Here is a 19,601-nt window from a genome sequence, read left to right on the forward strand (position 1 = left end):
TCGGCTGCTGGGCGCGGTGGCGTTTTATGTGGGAAATTTAAGCCTTTACTATAACAGTCCCTCTGGGTAGCAGCCGGCTTGAATGTTAGCCAATTGCCCAGTGGAATATGGGGCACTGCGCACCTGAGCATCAGCGTGGAAGGCACGGAATAGCGCGAATATGTACCGCATCCGCTCTTGAATCTGAGTCCAGTCGTGGGCAGCAGTGCCGCTTAGGTCAGGTGCTAACGAAGAGCCGCCGACGGTTTCCAGCAGGGCCACCGCCGAGGAGGCGCGGGGCAGTGGCAGCGCGTGCTGAGCAGGAACATCTTGTGCCACTGCCAGGCGAGTGGAGCCAATATCGAACTGCAGCAGCCGTTGCGTAACACAGCGGCGGATGATGAGCGGCATAGCGCCCCTGATGAAAGGCTCCAACCGGACGTGCTCATGCCATACGGCAAAGCAGTTTCCCAAGTACACCGCCTGCTGCTTTTGCGTGGCATCAGTGGCAGAGTAAGCTCTATAGTACTGACTGAATGCCTGATACAGCAGATTATAGTTTGTGCCGGGCGTTGGTGGGAGTCTGGAGAGAAAACTTTCAATAGACGCTGTATCCGAGCTGGAGTTGTGCTGGAGTAGTTCAATAAACCGCGCCGACTGTAGCCCAATATCTTCAAGGACGGTACGGTTGCCAGCCAGAATCAGGCGTGCCGATACTCGGCGACTCCGTCGAACGATGAAGCGGCCGGCAGCCGCGCCGCAGCCGGCCCCCAGCAGGGCTGCCGCCGGTAGCCACCCAACTGGGAAATGCAGCAGCCACCCGCATCCCAGCCCGACTAGACTCCCAACTATCCCGCCAGCTACCGTGCCATCGCGCTGAGCTTGGTCAATATCATCTTGCCGTATAGTAACACCAGCCTTGCGTGAGCCCCACACGGCCCAAGAATGAAAATTGGCACCGGCACAGCCCCCTAATAATTGTTCCAGAGCCTGACCCAGCAAATAATGACAACGTGTAATCCGAAGATTTGCCAGTACAGGGTCAGTTTCCTGTAAGGCAGCATGAATTTCCTGTGTCAGATAGTCGGCTGAAGGCGAGTAGTGGGCACACATAATCGGGTACAATAAATTCGCTTCAATATAAGCGGGGTAGGTAAGTAGATGCTTAAGGAAAATAAAAAGCCGTTGCCTAGTTGAGGCAACGGCTTTAAAAGGCTGGATAGCCGATGAATTACTGCTTTACCATCGGCAGATTGATATTCACCGTTTGGCCGGTGACGCGCATCACATACGAGCCCATTGGCAGAGCAGGAGCCAACGGGTGCTCCTGCCCACCAGCGAGCTGCGTGTGGTACACGCGGCGGCCGGCCAGGTCCAATACATCAACCTGGTAGGTGCCAACCGGCAGGGCCTGCAGATCCAGCATGAAGCGGCCTTGGTGAGGATTGGGATACACGGCGGCGGTACCTTGCAGGCGCTCGAAGCGCACCGCGCGCACCATAGAGTACGTGGCAGTGCCATCCGTATCAACTTGGCGCAGGCGGTAATACAGTGCTTTCGACGATAGGCGACCCGCGCCAAGGTCAACGAAGCGGTAGGGAGTAGCTACGGCGGTTGTTCCTTGCCCTTTCACAGTTCCGGCTTTCTCAAAATCGGTACCGTTCAGGCTTCTTTCCACCTCGAAATACTCGTTGTTTACTTCCTGCGCCGTGGCCCAGGTAAGCACGGCATTTTGGCCGGCGGTTTTGGCGTCGAAGCTGGTGAGGGTAACGGGCAGGGGCCGTACAATGGTTACGTCCTCGGCCGAGGAAGTGGAAGCCAGATAGTTGCTGCCAAGCGCAGTAATGCCGCTTTCCATAGCGGAGCCGGGGCTCACCGTACGGTTTGCCGTAGCGCGGGTGGGGTCGAGGTAGTTGGTGGTTCCGTCGGCCTGATATGCGGTGCCATTTTCGGCAGTGCCAGCAATAGCCGCTCGGAAGGAAATCCGCAGTGATGCTCCCGACGGAATCGTCAGGCCCGAAAATACCGGGCTGCTGGTCGTAGCAGTGGAAACGGAGTAATTCGTAATCGGGGAGGTGGTGCCATCGGCCTGTACCAGCTCTACTTTGGTGGTATTGCCGACATTAATGTACGTGAACAGCGGATTGAGCGCCGCCGTAACGGATGCGCCGGATACACCGCCCCCGGTGTTGGATACAGTCAGCACATACGCTGCCTGCATGGCGGCTGAGCGGTTTACCTGCGGGGTAGTAGTGCGCAGCGTAGCCGTAACCGTCGGCATACAATCGGCACCGAGTGTGGTGTTGGAGGAAATGGTGCCGGCTGTACCGCTGGCAGTATTTCCCACTCTGCCGCCAGCCGCTGTTGCACTATTGGTAGCGTTGTTACTCAGAATCACACCGCCGCCACCGCCGCCGCCGTTGCCTTCGTTGGAGCTGGTACCGCCGCTGCCGCCGGTGGCCGTAACGGCAAGCAGGTTAAGCGTGGTGTTACCCCGTAGAACAACTGTGCCGCCGCCGCCGCCACCACCGGAGCTGGTGTTATTGGCAGTAACGTTAGGGGAGCTTACCCCATCGGCCGTAACGGTTCCGTTGCCAGCCACTACGCCCGTGCGTAACAACACTGCCCCGCCGCCGGGGCGTCCGCTGGAAGGCAATACCGTATTGCTGTTGGTTGCACCACTACCGCCACCACCGCCCAGGTATACCCGACTAGCGGCTGAGGGGTTAGCCGAACCGGCTCGGCCGCCCAAGTAACTGCCAACCGTTTGGCCAGTGCCACCTGTGCCCCCGTTTGAGCCGCCGCCACCGCCAGTATAGTTGTTGCCATTGCGGAAACCGCCTCCGCCCCCGTTGGCTGCTTTACCAATGGCGTAGCTGCCGCCCGCAAATTTTTCAAACGTGGCATCACCCCCCGTTGCAGTGGCACTGCCATCAAATATTTCGGCCGGAGAACCGGTAATACTTTCTCCCTTGGTACCGTATGGCGAGCTGTTGGTATTGGCCCGGTACATATTGCTTGCACCGTTGCCGCTGTTGGTTCTGGCGGCGCCGCCCCGGAAGCCCTTGCCATCCATGCTCAGGGCCGCGTTTGTGTTGAAGGTAGTTTTACCGGCAACTTCCAGGGCCAGCACGCCGCCTACGCTGCCATTCCAGGCGGTACCGGTTACGGTACCACTCAGCGTAAGGGCCGAGTACTGCGGAATCCGGATTACCTGAAAGGTCTGGTATGCATCCTGGCTGATGTCCGTAGTAGCGGTGCTGGTAGAGTACGTATTCTGCAGTGCACCCGCTAGGTTCAGGCGGCCCGTAGACCCATCCACCGGGCCGGCGGCAATAGCATACTCGTAGGTGCCAGCTGTTACGCTGGTTACATCCCCGTAGGTGCTGCTGTTGTCCGTGGTCATGAGCGCGCCCTGGGTCTGCAGAATCAGCAGCATATCACCGACGGCAACGGGAGTGCTGCTGCCCGAAGGTGTGGGATTGACCGTCAAAAAACGGCTGCCAGATGCGGCCGTACCAGTGCCGGCGTAGTACGTATTCGGAATAGTAGCAGCCGTGAGGGTGGCCGGGCCGTCCTTGCCGGGCACCGAGCACACGCCCACAATATTATCGGTCCCCGCCACTGCCACCGTCAGCGCGGTGCTATTGTTGGCGGCAATGGCATCCGGCACTGTGGCCCCCGCTGGATAAGAGTAGTTGGAGGTGAGCGTGTAGCTGCCGATGGAGGCGGGCATGCGCACCACCAAGTTATTTACCACTGATTGGCCGGAAGCCAGCGTGGTTTGGGGAAACGACACAACCCGGCTGGCTGCATCGTAGCTGCCTCCCGAAACAAACGTGACACCGGCCGGAAGCGTAACCGTCGGAATCAGGTTGATGGCCGTTTCCTGCCCGTTATTCGCGGCCGTGACGGCATAGGAGGTAGCAGCATTGGGGTTCACCGAAGCCGCCCCGCTGATAGTCGTGGCTACATCGGCCCCAGTTACCGTTACCTGAATATTCGCCGGGCTCGACCGGTCGCCGAGCACTGATGCTACCGTGTACGGAATGGTAACCGTGCCCGAGTACGTGCCGCTGGGGGTGAAAGTAACCACGCCGCTGGCATTCACGCTAAAAGTGCCCTGACCAGCCACCGTGAACGTATTGTCAACGGCCAAGGTGCTGGGGTCCAGGTCAACAGAGGTGGGGTTCAGGTTGCTGCCCTGTGCCACGTCGTTGTTCAGCACGGCAATGGTAACGGGCACGTCGTACTTGGTGCCGGCCACATCGTCGTTGGCAAATGGCGCCTTTACAATAGCCAGGTTCCGAATTTCGTGGAAGTTGTTGTTGCTGCCCGTTGAGCCCGAAAAGCCAATCCGGAGGTTGGAAGGCGGCGTCGAAACAGTTACCCGGTCAACGGCGGTGGCTACAGCATTGCCGTGCTGAATGCGTACCGTAATCTGGTAGGTACCATCGGGTTGGGGAATCACATCAATGTAGGCCCGCCGGAAATCGGCAGTGCCCTGCTGAGCCCGCGGGGTGGCCACATCGAGGCTGAAAGGCAGAGTGCCGCTGCCCGCCAGGTAAGGGTAATCGGTGTTGCTGCGGCCGTTGCCGGGGCCCCGTAACGATACGGCATCGGGCCGCGAGCCAGGGCCGCCCACCCGGCCCTCGGAGGGGTTCGCAAAGTTGCCGAACTCATCAATGCCAATCCCCACGTACCCATTTGGTACGCCGTTGCTAATGGGACTCACCGTTTTCTGAGCGTAGCCCAGCGAGCCACCCGAAGCACCACTAGTGAAACTGGCTGCCGGAGTTTTATCGGCATCTATCAAAAATACCGAGAAGCCATCGGCCCCGTTGCCCCCGTAAGAGAAGAACTCGAAGGAGATGCTAAAGCCTGAAGGTGCTGGGAAAGACGCATTATCAATAGCAAAACCCGACTGGTCGTTGGCGTTGGAGGTGAGGCGTAAATAGCCGTCCCCGTTGGCATCAACCCCGCTGGCCGCCGTCAGCACCGCTGCACCGGGGGTGCCACCCAGCCGAAAGCCGGTTCCCGACGTCGTGTTGTTTTTAAACGATTCTACCCGCGGAAACTGGGCTTGGGCGGCAGTAGAGCAAACCAGCCCAGTGCCCAGCGCGGCGGCCAATCGGAGCGCTGGGCGGCCGCTAAGCCAACGGGGTGTCAGGAGGAGAAAAGGTGTTTTCATAGTGCGCTGATAAGGAAAAGTGAAGCAGAGGTAATCCACCTAATCAACGCCAGGCCATAGCTAGCCCGATTTGGTGGCGTGCAATGTTATATAACTTTTCCGTTGCTGCTGATATAGTATGGTATCATTTATACATTGTGTTTGAATAGTTCTAATGGCTATGTGCCGAGTACAGGTCATGTTTGTAAGTGGTTGATAAAAAGGTGTTTTATTATAAATGGTACGTGTTGGATACAGGTGATTTTATTATGTATGGTATTTGTTTATCTGTTGATACATATTTTTGATTCCCAAAATGGTTGTTGAATATTTGTTAAAAATTGTCTTTTTCTAATTTTGGGACATACGTTTTTATATGGCGCGCTGAACTATCGGCACGCAGGTGCTGGGAAAATTGAAAACCTTCTAAAAAATATGCGCTTCGCCCTGGTAGTCCTTGGTGTTCTGGCAAAAACAAGCTGAACAGCAAGTCAAATTCGATTTGCCACTCCCATTTCAGGAAAAGTGAGTAGGAATGAGCTATTCTCGCTCAAAAGGATTGGTGGGAGTGACCAGCAGCACTTGCTCCCGCTCTACAGCTACCTGGCCGGGCTGGGCGCCTTTAGGCTTGCGCACAAATTTTTTGGGCGTGTAGGTAACTGGGCACAGTGTGTCGGTTTTGCGCCGGGAATACCAGGCGGCCAGCTGCGCCGCCCGCTCCAGCACCGGCGCGGGTATTGGCTGGCCCGGCCGCTGTCGGATAACAACGTGGGAGCCGCTCACGTCCTTGGCGTGCAGCCACAAGTCGTCTTTGTGGGCGTAGCGCTGGGTGAGCAGGTCGTTGTTCTGGGCATTGCGGCCCACCAGAATGGTAAATCCACTGTCCTCGAATACCTTGAATGGGAGCTCCTGGCTGGGTTTGGCCATGGTGGCCGGGTCGAGGCCGTGCTGCTTGCGCCACTGGCGCAGGGCGCGCAGCTCACCTTGGGGCAGGGCCGCCAACTCTTCCAGCCTTTCCAGCGCCTCCAGGGCTTCAGTTTCGCGCCGCTCGGCCCGGGCCTGTAGCTCCTGCGTTTCGCGCTGCTGGTTTTTGGCTTTACGGTACAGGTTTTGGGCCGTGCGCTGGGGTGTTTCGGCGGGCTTGAGCTTGATGATGCGCGGCCGATTGTTCTGGTAGAAATCCACTACTTCCACCTGCGCGGCACCGGCCGGAATCTGGCTGAGGTGGGCCATAATTAGGTCGGCGGTCTGGCGGTAGCCCACCGTGTGCTCCAGCGCGTGCAAGCGGCGGCGGGCGTGCTGGGCGGTGGTGGCGGCCTCATCGGCCCGCTTTTGCAGCTGCTGCTGTACCTGACGCAACTCCTGCTCATAGGCCCGGCGGTTAAGCAGCAGCGGCACAAACCGGCGGAGGGCTCCAACCGGGTCATCGGCTGGTAGCGTCTGCTCAATTTCGCCCACCGGCAGCAGGCTCAGGCGGGTGCGCCCATCTAGCCGGATAATGTAATACGCCTCAGGCTGCTCCAGAAGCTGCACCACCTGCCGTACCAGCTGCCACTTGGTTTCCAGCGGTGCCGGGTCGAAGCCCTGGGTGCGCAGGTAGGCTACGGCTACATCGTTGAGGCTGGGGAAGGCTTTGAGCGGATTGAGCGGCGAGGTTTCGCCAGCAGCTGAAGGAGCCGGCGCCAGCTCCGCATCGGCGACGTAGCGCTGGTGAAACAACTGGGCCGACGCATCGGGCCGCAGCCGAAACACGGCGTTGGGGCGGGTACTGTACAGCTTCAGCAGCAGCGTAGCCCCACTCCGGAACGTGAACTGCACTACCCGGTCTTGGGGCCAGGCTTCCACGGTAGCTACTTCCTGGCCCAGCAGTTCCGGCAGCAAATCCACGGAGTTCTGCCGGGCCCGGTGAAAGGATTCCGGAAGCGCCAGCAACGTGCCAGCCGCCGCCAGCGTGATTTTCAGCCAGAACTCGGCCGTGCCATTCGTCAGCCCAATCACCAGCTCATCTTTTTCCTGCGAAAAGCACGTGACCACACGGTAGCCCTGTAACTGTCGGGTCAGGGCCGGGGACAGCTGGCGCAGAAAGTAATAGTTGGTGTGCATATGTACAGAATAGACTGACTGGCCGATTGTTGCTGCTTCAACAGCTACTTAATATTCGGCACTTATGTAAACTCTCAAGAATAGAATGTGAGCCTTGCGCACAAACAGGGGCTTGGTTTCAAGGCTGTGGAATCCTATTGACGTGAAACGCACCGTATAGCGTCCGGGAGCCACTGGCAGGGTCAGTTTACCGGTGGCTGGCGCGTTGGTGTTCAGTACTACTTGATGCAGGGAGTCCAGCACCGTAACCGTCACGCCGAGCGGCTGCTGATTGATTTCTTCCTCGATTTGCAAATGGAAACTACCACCGGCTTGGTTTTTAGCCGGGCGAAACTCTTCCCGCACAATCCGGTAGGTACCCCCTCCAGGCGCAAGTGCGTGCCACCGTTCGTACGAGGAGGTAACACAGCTTCCCAGCAGTACGGTTAACAGAAAGTACCATCCTCTGGGGGCAACCATAGCAAAAATGATTTCCAGTAGTTGGTTACCTAATTACACCGTTACCCGCAGCCCGTCATAGGCCAGTCGGATGAAATCTGGTAGTTCGGCTTCTACCTCGCGGTGGCGGCCCAACTGGTGGCTGATATGGGTGAGGTAAGCCCGGCGCGGGGCTAGGTCTTCCAAGATATCCACGGCTTCCTGCAGCGTGAAGTGGGATATGTGCTTCTCGTGGCGCAGCGCATTCAGCACAATTACCTCCGAGCCGCGCATCCGTTCCAAGGCCTCCGGCGAGAGGTGGTTGGCATCCGTCACGTAGGTGAAGTTGCCCACCCGGAAGCCTAGCACCGGCAGTTTGTAGTGCAGCGCCCGGATAGGCTGAAACTCGACGCCCTCCACCCAGAAGCTGTTAGTGTCACTGAGAATAGGGTGCAGCTGCACCTGCGGAATGCCCGGGTACTTGTGCTCCGAAAAGATATAGGCGTATTCCCGTTTCAGCTGGTCCAGCACGCGCGGCTCGGCGTGCAGGGGCATGTCCTGCTGCTGCCGGAAGTTGTAGGCCCGGATGTCGTCGAGGCCGCCGGTGTGGTCTTTGTGCTCATGGGTGAACACCAGCGCATCCAGGTGGTGGATGTTCTCGCGCAGGGCCTGCTGCCGGAAATCGGGGCCCGAGTCGATGATGATGCTCTTGCCCTGCACCTGCAAGTGCACCGATACCCGCAGCCGCTTGTCGCGGTAGTCCACGGAGCGGCACACGGCGCAGGAGCAGCCAATGATGGGCACCCCCTGCGACGTGCCGGTACCCAGGAAAGTTACATTCATAGTAGCTGTTAGCTGCTGGCTGTTAGCTGTTGGCTCATAGATGAAAAGCTAATAGCCAACAGCCAGCAGCTATGCTTTACCCAACGTACTGCTTTACCACCCGCACCAGAGCATCGAAATCGAGGGGTTTGGGCAGATAGTCGGTTACGCCGGCTTCGCGGAACTGCTCCATGGAGTAGTTGTTGGCGTTGCCGGTAATGGCAATTACCGGAATGCGGGCAATGCGGGGGTCGGCGTTGCGGCGGATTTCGCGGGTACATTCCATCCCGTCCTTCACGGGAATGTTGATGTCCATCAGTACGCAGTCGATGGGCTGGGTTTCAATCTGCTTGATAACCTCGCCCCCGTTTTTAGCCGATACTATTTTATACTTCTGGAGCTCCAGAATTTTCTTGGTCAGGTTCAGAATAACGGAGCTGTCCTCGGCAATCAGAATCGTTTTAGAGTCGGCCATGGGGAGGGAAAATGGAGAGGGGTTCGTGTAGTTTGCGTGGAGAAAAAGCAGAGGTTCACCAATTTACAGTGGCCTCGGCGTACTCAGGGGGCCTGAGTGAGAGCAGGGTATGCGGCCTTAAATTGTGCAAAAAAACCAAGTAATTGTTGAAATGATTCCGGCGTACCTTCCGTACGGCCATTTTTCAGCTCATGTTCCAATTGCTTGGCGCTTTCTGCCATGTCCCGGATACCCAGCGTGAAGCCCGTGCCTTTTAGCTGGTGCAAATGTGGTAAAATCTGCTCGTACTGCCCAGCGACAACGAATTCGGCCGCTTCTGAGAGCACCTGCTCGGCCTCCTGCTCAAAGTCGGCGTAGAGCTGGGCGGCAAACTCGCCGCCCCCTAACTGGCGCAGCTGCTCCACCACTTCTAGGTCGATGCAGTCAGCCACGGCAGGCTGCGGTTCGGGCTCGGGGCCGTTGAAGCCGGGAGCGGGTTTGAGCGAGTCGGCCACGGGCGGCCCGGCCGTCCAGCGGCGCAGTACCGAGTACAAATCCTGGCTCTTCACAGGCTTGGAAACGTAGTCGTCCATGCCCTGCTGCACAAACCGCTCGGCATCCTCCTTCATGGAGTAGGCCGTCATGGCCACAATGGGCGGGCAGGCCTGGCCCAGCCGCTGCCGGATTTCCTTCATGGCCGTCACACCGTCCATCTCCGGCATCTGAATGTCCATGAAAATCAGGCTGTAGCTGACGTTGGGCGCAGTAGCCCGGCTAATGGCTTCAAACCCATCAGAGGCCACTATCACGTCGCAGCCCAGCTTATCCAGCAGGCGGGTAGCCACTTTTTGGTTGATGGGGTTATCATCCACCAGCAGTACCCGCGGGGCCGTTTCAAAGCGTACCACCTCCTGGGGCCGCTCGCGGGCCAGCAGCCGCTCCTGTACAATTTCTTCCTCGTTGCGGGCTACCCGACAACGCATGGTAAACCAGAACGTGGAGCCCTCGCCCACGTTGGAGTACACCCCGATTTCGCCGCCCAGCAGCTCGGCCAGCTGCTTGCTGATGGCCAGCCCCAGGCCGGTCCCGCCGAAGGCTTTGGTGGGCGTAGTATCGAGCTGAGTGAAGTTGGTGAACAGCAGTTTTTCGTTGTCTTCGGAAATACCAATGCCCGAATCTTGTACGGCAAACCGCAGCAAATGCTCCTCCCCATCTGTAACGGTGGAGGAAACCACGATGCTTACCGTGCCCTGAGCCGTAAACTTGATAGCATTGGAAGTGAGGTTGCTCAGAATCTGGAGCAGGCGCGTTTCGTCGGTGATGATGAAGCGCGGCGTGTGGTTGGCAATGTGGTAGGTGAAGGTAAGATGCTTCTGGTTGGCCCGGTTGGCAAACAAGGAGTGAATCTTATCCAGCGTGTAGTGCAGGTCGATGCCCGCCTCATTAAGCTGGAGCTTGCCGGCCTGAATCTTGGACAGGTCCAGAATATCATTCAGAATGGCCATCAGCGCGTCTGACGACTTGCGCAGCGTGTCCACGTACTCCTCCTGCTCCTCGGAGGCCACTGTCTGGTGCAGCAGGTCAATCATGCCGATGATGCCGTTCATGGGCGTGCGCAACTCGTGACTCATGTTGGCCAAGAATAGCGTTTTAGCCTCCAGGGCCTGCTCAGCCGCTTCCTTGGCTCGGCGCAAATCATCCTGCATCTGCTTGAGGCCAGTAATGTCACGGGCAATGCCTTCGGTGCCGTTGCCAGCCTCGTCGGCCACGCGGCGGGCATTTACCAGCACACTCACGGCGTGGCCGTCCTTGTGGCGCATGGCAATTTCGAAGTTGCGGGCCTCGCCGTAACGGCGCACATTTTCCAGCAAATTGGCCCGCTCCAAGGGGTACATATAGTAGTCGCCGATGTAGCGGCCAATGGCCTCTTCCGGCGAGTATCCCAGCATTTCCTGCACTGAGGGGCTGAGCAGCGTAATCATGCCCTGCCCATCGGTGCGGTAGTACACGTCCTGGAACGACTCAAAAATGGCGCGGAATTTCTCTTCCTGCGCGGCCAGCTCCAACTGGCTCCGTTTCTTATCGGTAATGTCGTGGGCAATACCGGAAATTTCCTCGAAGGAGCCGTCGTCGAGGTAAATAGGGTTGAGGTAGATTTCGCGCCAGGTATCCAGGCCCCGGGCGTCGCGCAGGCGCACCTCAAAGCGCTGGGGGTGCCCCTGGAAGGCTTTGCGGTAGTTTTCAATAAAGGCCTCACGCGCGTCATCCTCCATCAGGGCCACGTCGGCCTGCCAGAGGTTCACGTTCAGGGCGGGGTACACGCCGTTGCGACGCAGGAAATAGGCCGCATAGTTGCGGTTGAAGGAGGAAAGGCGGGAGTGGGTATCCACGCTCCACATCAAGTGGGAGCCACTCTCAAAAATAGCGTTCAGGCGGGCGTTCTGCTTCTGAATCTGCACTTCGTTGCGCTTTCGCTCAATGGCCAGCGCCACTTGGTTGGAGATGAAGTGCAGAATCTCAATATCGGTGGGGGCATAGGCGTCGGCCTTCTGGTAGTCCTGCACCGCAATAACCCCGATAATCCGTTCCCCAATGCTCAGGGGCGAACAGAGCATTACCTCCGGCATGAGGCCGTAGGCGGTAATGGTCCCGTTAGCAATCAGCTCCTGCAATTCCTCCTTCAGCAGGTACTGGGGCCGGCCCGTGCGAATGATATACTCCGATACCCCCGAGGAAAATGGCCGGGCCATCATGCCCTGGTCGCCCTGGGAGTTCTGGTCCACGAAGTAGGCAAACTGTAGCTGGGTGCGGGCCTCGTCGCAGAGGGCAATGTAGAAGTTATTGGTTTCGATGATCTTACTCAGCTCCCGGTGAATGGCCCCGTACAGGGAGTGCAAATCCTTGGAACTGATGGCCAGATTGGCGATGCTGTAGTACACCTTCTGCAGCCGCTCGGCCTTGATGCGGTCCGTAATGTCGTGCAGAATGGCGCGGGTGCTCACCGGCTCGTTATCCTGCCAGGAGCACGAGATAGAGCCGATGAGGTGAATGGGCTTGCCGGATTTGGTGAGGAACACCGTTTCCAGCTTGTTCACCTTCTCGCCCTTATACAGGTTGCGCAGTTGGTAGAGCAGCTTAGCCTTGTAATAAGGATGTACCACGTCGGAGAGGGTGAGGTGGGGCAGGTCGGCGTCGTCGTACCCGAGCTTTTCTTTCCAAGCCTTATTCACGAACAGGAACCGGTTGTCGATGCTCAGGTTCTGAATTAGGTCGTGGGCGTTGTCGAGGAAGTCCTGCAGGCGGTTGCGGTTATCGGTGAGGGCCCGCACGGCTACCTGCTTGTCGGTAATGTCGCGCCCCACGAACAGGATGCCGTTGATGACTCCCTGGCCGTCACGCTCAAACTCGGAGTGCCAGAAGAACGTGCGGCCCTGCCCGGAAATCGTGAGCAAGGAGCGTTCAAAGAAATCCTGCAGCTGCTCGTGCTCAATAGCCCGGTGGAAGGCGAAGCGGCGGGGAGCCTGCTCGGCTTGCGGAGCAAACAGAGTAAAGTAGTCGCGCCCGATGAGGGTAGAAGCCGGGCGGCCCGTCACTTCGCAGAAGTACTCATTTACGTCCTGAATGCGGGCTTCTTTATCCAGCAACAAGTAGCACATGCCCGCCCGGCTGAGCACGTCGCGGAACTGCCCGCGGGAGAACTGGCTGAGCGGCACGTTGGCGGCGGTGGCTGGCTGAGGCGCAGGAACAATGGCTCCCGGCTGCACGTACTGAGCAATATCGCGCAGAGTAAGCAGCACCAGAGCCGAGTCCCCCTGCCCAATGCGGCTTAGCGTAACCCAGGCCTCCAGGCCCAACCCGTCGGAGCGGTGGCCGCTCCAGCGAAACGACTGGGGCTCCCCGCTGCGGGCGCAGGCCAGCACCCGTTCCCGCAACTGCAGTTCAGAGGTGAGCTGAATGGACTGGGCCGGGTCGGGTACCAAGGCAAACGCCATCAAGCCGGTGCCCAGCAACATGGGGCGCGTCGTGTGCAGGTAGCTAACTATGCGCTGGTTGCAGTCGAGCAGGGTGCCGGTGGCGTCGTAGAGAAGTAGTCCGTCGAAAGACTCCTCGAATAAGGCGCGGTACAGCTCCGGTGCTAAGCTGGAACCCGGCGACGCGGCAACGGCGGAGGTGCTGGAAATGATTGACATGGATAAGGCAGATGCGCGGCTGAATGGGCCCGGCGGGCGCCGACACCGGTTGAAGTTCTTAAATTTGCGACAATTCCCGAAAATATCGCCGGCTCAGGTTGGCTTGGTTTGCTGCTTGCCGTGCCTACTCGCCTGGTTTTTACCGTTACCACCGACTTAAACTACGACCAGCGGATGCAGCGCATCTGCGGTTCGCTGGCCCGAGCCGGCTACGAGGTGCTGCTAGTGGGGCGAGAGTGGCCCGCCTCGCAGCCTCTGCAGCCGCAGCCGTACCGGCAGCACCGACTGCGGTGTTGGTTCATGCGGGGCAAGCTGTTTTACCTGGAGTACAACCTCCGCCTGCTCCTGTACCTGCTGGGGCGGCGAGCCTCGGCCTGGTGCGCCATCGACCTGGATACGGCCCTGCCCGTGTGGCTACGGGCCCGGCTGGGAGGCCAGCCCTTCGTGTACGATGCGCATGAGCTGTTTACGGAAGTGCCGGAGGTAGTGGCGCGGCCCCGCATCCAGCGCATCTGGCGGGTTATTGAAAACTTCATTGTGCCCCGCGCTCAATTGGCTTACACCGTGGGGCCGGCACTGGCTCAGGTGTTTGAGCAGCGCCATGGCCGGCCATTTGCGGTAGTACGCAACATCAGCCGGCTGGACGCTGAGCCGGAGGTACATGAGGCCCCGGAGCGTGACCTGATTGTGTATCAGGGAGCCCTCAACGCTGGTCGGGGACTGGAAGCATTGCTGGAAGCTATGCCGCAGGTGAACGGTCGGTTGCTTATCTGTGGAGAAGGAGACCTGTCGGAACAGCTGCGCGAGCAGGCCGCCGGGCTGGGGTTGCTGCAGAGTGGGCAGGTGGAGTTTGGGGGGTATGTACTGCCTGCTGACCTGCGCGTGCTGACGCGTAGGGCTGCAGTGGGGGTGATGCTGCTCGAAAACCAAGGGCTGAGCTACTACTATTCCCTGGCTAATAAATTCTTCGATTACCTGCACGCAGGCGTGCCGCAAGTAGTTATCAACTTCCCAGAGTACCAGGCCTTGAACGAACAATACCAGGTGGCCGATTTAGTTGCGGACTTACAACCGGCTACACTGGCAGCTGCACTCAACCGCCTGCTGCCGGGCGGGGATACCGCGCACTATCATATGCTGGCCGAAAACTGCCATCGGGCGCGGCAAGTGCTCAACTGGCAACATGAGGAGCAGCAACTGCTGGCCTTATACGCCCGGTTGCTCCCTCATACTCCTACTTCTGCCTCATGAATCTGCTGACTGACCTAGCCGCTACTACCGAGCCAACCTTGCTGGTTATCAGCGGACCTACGGCTGTAGGCAAAACGGCCCTGTGCGTGCAACTGGCGCAGCGACTGGGTACGGAAATCGTGTCGGCTGATTCCCGGCAGTTTTTCCGCGAGCTGACGATTGGTACGGCCAAGCCCACTCCCGAGGAAATGCAGGGCGTACCGCACCACTTCATCAACTCGCACAGCATCACCGAGGAGTACAACGCCGGCCGCTTCGAGCAGGATGCCCTGGCCTTGCTGCAGCAGTTGTTCCAGCAACACCGGGTAGTCATTCTGACGGGCGGCTCCGGACTGTATCTACAGGCCGTTACCGAAGGTTTTGATGCTCTGCCCGCCGTAGACCCCGCCGTGCGCCAGCAGATCAAAGCTGAGCTGGAAGCTGGGGGGCTGGAACCTTTGGTACAGGAGTTGGCTCGCCTCGACCCGGTTACCTACCAGCGCATCGACCGGCAAAACCATCAGCGGGTGGTGCGGGCCCTGGAAATCAGCCGGGGCACCGGGCAGCCGTTCAGCTCTTTTCATGGCCGAACGGCTGCCGAGCGGCCTTTCCGGACTGTCAAAATGGCCCTTCACCGGGACAGGGAGGAGCTATACCAGCGCATCGACATGCGCATGGATCAGATGCTGGCCGAAGGTTTAGAAGCCGAAGCCCAAGCCATGTACCCATACCGCCACCACAATGCCCTCCAAACGGTAGGCTACAAGGAGCTGTTCGATTACTTTGAGGGCCAGTACGACTACACCGAGGCCGTACGCCTGCTCAAGCGCAACTCCCGGCACTACGCCAAGCGCCAGCTCACCTGGCTCCGCCGCGACGCGGAGTACCAGTGGCTACACCCGGAGCAGTTTACCACGCGTGGCTAAGCTGGAACTGTCCACCGGGCAAAATATTGGCGCGCGTATCATTTTGCAGGGCTACCCGGAGACCAGCGCGCCAAGTGTGGGCCTGGTTGAGTGCGCAATCCAAGTAGGCAGATGCTATATAGCCAATGTGTAGCCCTTTGTGATTGTCGGGTATGTAATAAAAGCTCTGCTGCTCATTAAAGCCAGCTACTGAGAAGCTTTTAGTTTTAGCATAGCCCACAAAGCCTCCTCCGCCAATACCAAATTCTACTGTTCTGTTGGCCCCAAATGGCAGCCAATGCAGCTCCTGCTCCAGATTTGCCCCCCGATAAGATTGTGGAATGGTATAGCCGCCACCAAAGTTATAGGGCTTTGAACCGGTAATAATGGCTACCCGCGACGCCAAACGGGCATGGCCTCCCAGTTGCGGCGCATATTCAAGATGCACCTTTGTAATCTGGTAATCCCCTGAGCCATTCAGGCTACTGCCAATGCCTACTCTTACCATGTTCTGTTTGATAAGAGCTGCAGGGGTAGGGGAGTCTTGCGCCTGAGCGCTGTAGCCTAGTAGTGCGCCTACAATCAGAAGTGCATACTTGTTAATCATACTACTAAAAAATAAATGGTGGAAAGGAAACTATTTCTGATAACTGGAAATACAAATTCCCTACCAGAAACTGAATTCTGATAGGGAATACTTGGAATTTTTGAAAATACCGTAAAAAAGTAGCTACACGCTCAGAATTTCTACCATGCGCATGAAGCTGGAGTTGATGAGCTTCTTCTTGTGAATGGTATCAGTGAAGGGGGTGTACACCAGCTTGCGGTCTACAATGCCGGCCATTACGTTGCGCATGCCGTTGAGTAGGCCTTCCACGGCGGCAATGCCAATCTGCGAGGCCAGCATACGGTCGGCTGCCGAAGGGGAGCCGCCGCGCTGAATGTGGCCGATGATGGTTACGCGGGTGTCCAGCTCCGGAATAGCTTCCTTCACGCGCTTCGCCACGTGGTGGGCGTTGCCTTCTTCCTCACCCTCGGCCACAACTACCAGGAAAGAGGTTTTGGAGCGCTGCCAGCTGGTTTTCAGGTTATCGATAACAGCTTCCGTGGACATCTGCGTCTCTGGAATCATCACAATTTCGGCCCCGCCACCAATGGCGCACGGAATGGCAATGTAGCCCGAGTCGCGGCCCATTACCTCCACGAAGAAGCACCGGTCGTGAGAGTCGGCCGTGTCCCGAATTTTATCAATGGCCTCCAGAGCCGTATTCACGGCCGTATCGTAGCCGATGGTGTAGTCGGTGCCGTACAGGTCGTTGTCGATGGTACCGGGGGCACCTACCGTAGGAATGCCAAATTCCTGCTCGAACAGCATGGCTCCGGTGAAGGTACCATTGCCGCCGATAGCCACCAGCCCGTCAATACCATGGTTTACCAATTGGTCGAAGGCCTGTTGACGGCCTTCCTTGGTCATGAATTTCTGGGAGCGGGCCGATTTGAGAATGGTACCGCCCTTTTGAATGGTGTTGGCTACTGAGGCCGAGTCCAGCTTCACAAACTCGCCCTTAATCATGCCGCTGTAGCCGCGCATGATGCCATATACTTCAATACCGTGGTATACAGCCGTGCGGACTACTGCCCGGATGGCGGCGTTCATGCCGGGCGCGTCGCCCCCGCTGGTGAAAACTGCAATACGTTTCATCTATTCTAAAACTACTCTTCAGTACGCAAACGAAAGTCCGGGCTAAGCCGGAACGGGCAAAGGTGGCAAATCCGACGGGAAAGGTAAGCGCCTACTCCGGGAAATATAAATTAACCCCGATAAATGACTGTTTTGGAACTTGCTGCGTATGCGGGTTATTGTAGAAATGCCCGGTTCTGAGTATCTTCCCTACCTAGTGCCGCGGCCCCTGCCAGGGGCCGTACTCTTTTGTTCCTGCCTGCCCCCAACTTCCCACCATTCTCAACCTAGCTGCCCGTATGTTTGGTTTCTTTGAAAACGAGCAAACCCGTAAAGTGAAAAGCCACCTTATGAACCTGGTGGCGCTGGCCAAAGCCGATGGTCATATTGACGAGCGGGAACTGAGCTTTATTGCGGCAGTAGGGAAACGAGGTGGCCTGCGGGCTGATGAAGTGCGTTCCATTGTGGGCAACAGCAGCAATATCAACCTCATCATCCCCGACAATGACTCTGAGCGGTTCGACCAGATTTTCGACCTCGTGGATATGATGCTAGCCGATGGCATCGTAGACGATACGGAAATCAGCTTTTGCGTAGACATGGCCGAGAAGCTAGGCTTTCGCAAGGAAGTAGTAAGCCGCTTGGTGCGCCATATTTCTCAGTGCGTAAAAGATGGTATGGAGCGGGACCAGATCAAAGACGATGCTTTGGCTTTATTGAAGAGCAATTAAGAATTGAGAATAAAAAATGGGCCGTTCAAGTATCTCTTTCGGAATGCTTGAACGGCCCATTTTTTATTCTCAATTCTTAATTGTTGAAACCGCCCGCAACAGCCCGGCGCAGGCTTCGTCGATTTGCGCCTCGGTGATGGTGAGGGGTGGAGCAATGCGCAGGGAGTTGTCGCAGAACAGGAACCAGTCGGTGAGCAGGTGCTCCTGCCAGAGGGCGTGGTCGATGATGGGCTTGAGCACCTCAAAGGAGTCGAACTCCACGGCCATCATCAGCCCGCAGTTGCGCACCTCCCGGATGGCCGGGTGCTGCAGCTGCTGCCGGAACCGCTCGGCCTTGGCCGGCACCGCGGCCAGCAGGTTTTCCTCCTGAATGACCTGCAGTGTAGCCAGCGCCGCCGCGCACGACACCGGGTGGCCCCCAAACGTAGTGCAGTGGCCCAGAATGGGGTCGGTTTTGAAGGCGGCCATGATGTGCTGCGGCGCCACGAAGGCCCCAATGGGCATGCCACCTCCCATGCCCTTGGCCGTGAGCAGAATGTCAGGCTCGATGTCGAACTGCTCGAAGGCCCAGAACGTGCCCGTGCGCCCAAACCCCGACTGAATCTCATCCAGAATGAGCAGTGCGCCCACCTCAGTGCAGCGCTGCCGCAGGGCCGTGAGGTAGCCGGGCGCAGGCAGCCGCACGCCGGCCTCGCCCGCCACGGTTTCCATTACCACGGCGGCCGTGTGCTCGTCAATCAGCTCCAAATCCTCGAAGTGGTTGCGGCGCAGGTGGTGCACATCCGGCAGCAGGGGCCGGAAGGCGTTCTTGAATCCCTCGGAGCCGGTGATGCTGAGGGCCCCGTGGGTGGAGCCGTGGTAGGCGTTGAAGCAGCTAAGCAGCTTGGTGCGGCCAGTATAGCGTTTAGCCAGTTTAAGGGCCCCTTCCACAGCCTCAGTGCCCGAGTTGGTGAAGTATACGTTGTCGAGGTGGGCGGGCAGGGTGGCGGTGAGGGCCTGGGCGAGCCGGGCCGGCGGGGCCTGTACCACCTCGCCGTACACCATCAGGTGCAGGTATTTATCCAGCTGGTCCTGAATGGCCTGCAGTACCCGCGGGTGGCGGTGGCCCACGTTGCTCACGCCAATGCCCGAAATTAAATCGAGGTAGCGCTGTCCGGCGGCATCGTACATGTACACGCCCTCGGCCCGCTCAATTTCCAGCAGCAGCGGAAAATCGGAGGTTTGGGCCTGATGACGCAAGAAAAGCTGGCGGGGGGTAAGCATACGCGGAAAAAAGCAAACAAAAACAACGCTGCCTCGGCTACTAGGCTGCTAAGGCAACCACAAAGGTACGGCCGCCTCCTGGTTTGCAGCGGCCAATACGCAAACAGGCTGCCGAAGCAGCCTGTTTGGAAGGGAACTAGGAGGGGAGTGAGTTAATCATCCAGCCCATCGGCGGGAAGGGGCGCCATGCCGGGCCGGTTGGCTACGCGCTGCAGTACTTCCTTGGTAAACTGCCGCTCCGCCAGGAACAGCTTGCCTACTTGCCGTACGCTGATAACCCGCTGGAATTTATCGAAGTACTCTTTCTCAAGGGAAACTTCCTGTTGGCGCAGCGCAAACACCTGGCTCAGGTTGTCCCGAATCTGCTGGTCGCTGAGGCCGTCGAGGTTAGCGGGGCGGAGCAGGCGCATGCGGCGGTTCAGGTCGCGGCGCTTGGCGGTGAATTCATTATACACGGGCCAGAACTTCTGGGCCTGATCGGGGGTAAGGGCTACCTGCTCGGTGAGGTAGGCAATGCGGGCGTTTTCCAGCTGACTAAGCCGGCCCTGGCGGCGCATTCCGCCCTGAGCATGCGCCGGGGCCAGGGGCAACCACGCCAGTAAGCCCAGCAGCAAAACAGTTCGAAGTAAATATTTCATGGGAGAGGAGGCAGAAGG

14 protein-coding genes are annotated in these 19,601 nt (G+C 58.3%); 3 read left to right on the forward strand and 11 right to left on the reverse strand.

The genetic code is table 11. The features are described from left to right. Positions 1-48: 48 nt before the first annotated feature. The 7 genes from LF252_RS04155 to LF252_RS04185 form a co-directional block, all read right to left on the reverse strand. On the reverse strand, positions 49-390 hold the full coding sequence (locus tag LF252_RS04155) for a hypothetical protein (protein WP_226267910.1): 342 nt from the start codon (positions 388-390) through the stop codon (positions 49-51). Positions 391-1,210: 820 nt separating this feature from the next. Next, a complete protein-coding gene (locus tag LF252_RS04160) occupies positions 1,211-5,170 on the reverse strand; it encodes an Ig-like domain-containing protein (protein WP_226267912.1) in 3,960 nt (1,319 codons plus the stop codon). A gap of 519 nt (positions 5,171-5,689) precedes the next feature. Next, the gene (locus LF252_RS04165; protein ID WP_226267914.1) at positions 5,690-7,252 is read right to left on the reverse strand and encodes an NFACT RNA binding domain-containing protein; all 1,563 of its coding nucleotides are present in this window, start codon (positions 7,250-7,252) and stop codon (positions 5,690-5,692) included. A gap of 48 nt (positions 7,253-7,300) precedes the next feature. Continuing rightward, on the reverse strand, positions 7,301-7,597 hold the full coding sequence (locus tag LF252_RS04170; protein ID WP_226267916.1) for a carboxypeptidase-like regulatory domain-containing protein: 297 nt from the start codon (positions 7,595-7,597) through the stop codon (positions 7,301-7,303). Between the two features lie 147 nt (positions 7,598-7,744). Beyond that, positions 7,745-8,512 (reverse strand): MBL fold metallo-hydrolase, encoded by a 768-nt coding sequence (locus LF252_RS04175; protein WP_226267918.1) that lies wholly within the window; start codon positions 8,510-8,512, stop codon positions 7,745-7,747. 76 nt (positions 8,513-8,588) lie between these two features. Next, positions 8,589-8,966 carry a response regulator gene (locus LF252_RS04180; RefSeq protein ID WP_226267920.1) on the reverse strand — a complete coding sequence of 126 codons (378 nt, stop codon included), beginning with the start codon at positions 8,964-8,966 and terminating at the stop codon, positions 8,589-8,591. An 83-nt stretch (positions 8,967-9,049) separates the two neighbouring features. Continuing rightward, on the reverse strand, positions 9,050-13,135 hold the full coding sequence (locus tag LF252_RS04185; RefSeq protein WP_226267922.1) for a PAS domain S-box protein: 4,086 nt from the start codon (positions 13,133-13,135) through the stop codon (positions 9,050-9,052). 120 nt (positions 13,136-13,255) lie between these two features. Between LF252_RS04185 and LF252_RS04190 the strand changes: the two genes are divergently transcribed. Both LF252_RS04190 and miaA read left to right on the forward strand, forming a co-directional pair. Next, a complete protein-coding gene (locus tag LF252_RS04190; protein WP_226267924.1) occupies positions 13,256-14,386 on the forward strand; it encodes a glycosyltransferase in 1,131 nt (376 codons plus the stop codon). Then, positions 14,383-15,291: a tRNA (adenosine(37)-N6)-dimethylallyltransferase MiaA gene (miaA, locus tag LF252_RS04195; RefSeq protein WP_226267926.1), complete on the forward strand. Its 909-nt coding sequence runs from the start codon at positions 14,383-14,385 to the stop codon at positions 15,289-15,291. The genes LF252_RS04190 and miaA overlap by 4 nt, the downstream gene beginning before the upstream one ends. Here miaA and LF252_RS04200 read toward each other — a convergent pair. Continuing rightward, positions 15,275-15,877, reverse strand: coding sequence for a hypothetical protein (locus LF252_RS04200; protein ID WP_226267928.1), 603 nt, complete (start codon positions 15,875-15,877; stop codon positions 15,275-15,277). The two genes, miaA and LF252_RS04200, sit on opposite strands and share 17 nt — an antisense overlap. Before the next feature lie 123 nt (positions 15,878-16,000). Beyond that, a complete protein-coding gene (gene pfkA, locus LF252_RS04205; RefSeq protein WP_226267930.1) occupies positions 16,001-16,972 on the reverse strand; it encodes a 6-phosphofructokinase in 972 nt (323 codons plus the stop codon). A gap of 278 nt (positions 16,973-17,250) precedes the next feature. Here pfkA and LF252_RS04210 point away from each other — a divergent pair, with 278 nt between their 5' ends. Next, a complete protein-coding gene (locus LF252_RS04210) occupies positions 17,251-17,682 on the forward strand; it encodes a tellurite resistance TerB family protein (protein WP_226267932.1) in 432 nt (143 codons plus the stop codon). A 69-nt stretch (positions 17,683-17,751) separates the two neighbouring features. On the opposite strand, the gene LF252_RS04215 is transcribed toward LF252_RS04210, so the two are convergent. After that, positions 17,752-18,945, reverse strand: a complete 1,194-nt coding sequence (locus tag LF252_RS04215; RefSeq protein WP_226267934.1) for an aspartate aminotransferase family protein — start codon at positions 18,943-18,945, stop codon at positions 17,752-17,754. 152 nt (positions 18,946-19,097) lie between these two features. Next, the gene (locus tag LF252_RS04220; protein ID WP_226267936.1) at positions 19,098-19,583 is read right to left on the reverse strand and encodes a hypothetical protein; all 486 of its coding nucleotides are present in this window, start codon (positions 19,581-19,583) and stop codon (positions 19,098-19,100) included. Positions 19,584-19,601 lie beyond the last annotated feature (18 nt).

It is taken from the genome of Hymenobacter pini (assembly GCF_020421205.1).
GTDB lineage: Bacteria > Bacteroidota > Bacteroidia > Cytophagales > Hymenobacteraceae > Hymenobacter > Hymenobacter pini.

Excerpts from the sequence above, each read along its gene's own strand:
- LF252_RS04210 (WP_226267932.1), top strand. The coding sequence starts at position 17,251 with ATGTTTGGTTTCTTTGAAAACGAGCAAACCCGTAAAGTGAAAAGCCAC.
- pfkA (WP_226267930.1), bottom strand. The coding sequence starts at position 16,972 with ATGAAACGTATTGCAGTTTTCACCAGCGGGGGCGACGCGCCCGGCATG.
- LF252_RS04160 (WP_226267912.1), bottom strand. The coding sequence starts at position 5,170 with ATGAAAACACCTTTTCTCCTCCTGACACCCCGTTGGCTTAGCGGCCGC.
- LF252_RS04215 (WP_226267934.1), bottom strand. The coding sequence starts at position 18,945 with ATGCTTACCCCCCGCCAGCTTTTCTTGCGTCATCAGGCCCAAACCTCC.
- miaA (WP_226267926.1), top strand. The coding sequence starts at position 14,383 with ATGAATCTGCTGACTGACCTAGCCGCTACTACCGAGCCAACCTTGCTG.
- LF252_RS04175 (WP_226267918.1), bottom strand. The coding sequence starts at position 8,512 with ATGAATGTAACTTTCCTGGGTACCGGCACGTCGCAGGGGGTGCCCATC.
- LF252_RS04185 (WP_226267922.1), bottom strand. The coding sequence starts at position 13,135 with ATGTCAATCATTTCCAGCACCTCCGCCGTTGCCGCGTCGCCGGGTTCC.
- LF252_RS04180 (WP_226267920.1), bottom strand. The coding sequence starts at position 8,966 with ATGGCCGACTCTAAAACGATTCTGATTGCCGAGGACAGCTCCGTTATT.
- LF252_RS04200 (WP_226267928.1), bottom strand. The coding sequence starts at position 15,877 with ATGATTAACAAGTATGCACTTCTGATTGTAGGCGCACTACTAGGCTAC.
- LF252_RS04220 (WP_226267936.1), bottom strand. The coding sequence starts at position 19,583 with ATGAAATATTTACTTCGAACTGTTTTGCTGCTGGGCTTACTGGCGTGG.
- LF252_RS04155 (WP_226267910.1), bottom strand. The coding sequence starts at position 390 with ATGCCGCTCATCATCCGCCGCTGTGTTACGCAACGGCTGCTGCAGTTC.
- LF252_RS04165 (WP_226267914.1), bottom strand. The coding sequence starts at position 7,252 with ATGCACACCAACTATTACTTTCTGCGCCAGCTGTCCCCGGCCCTGACC.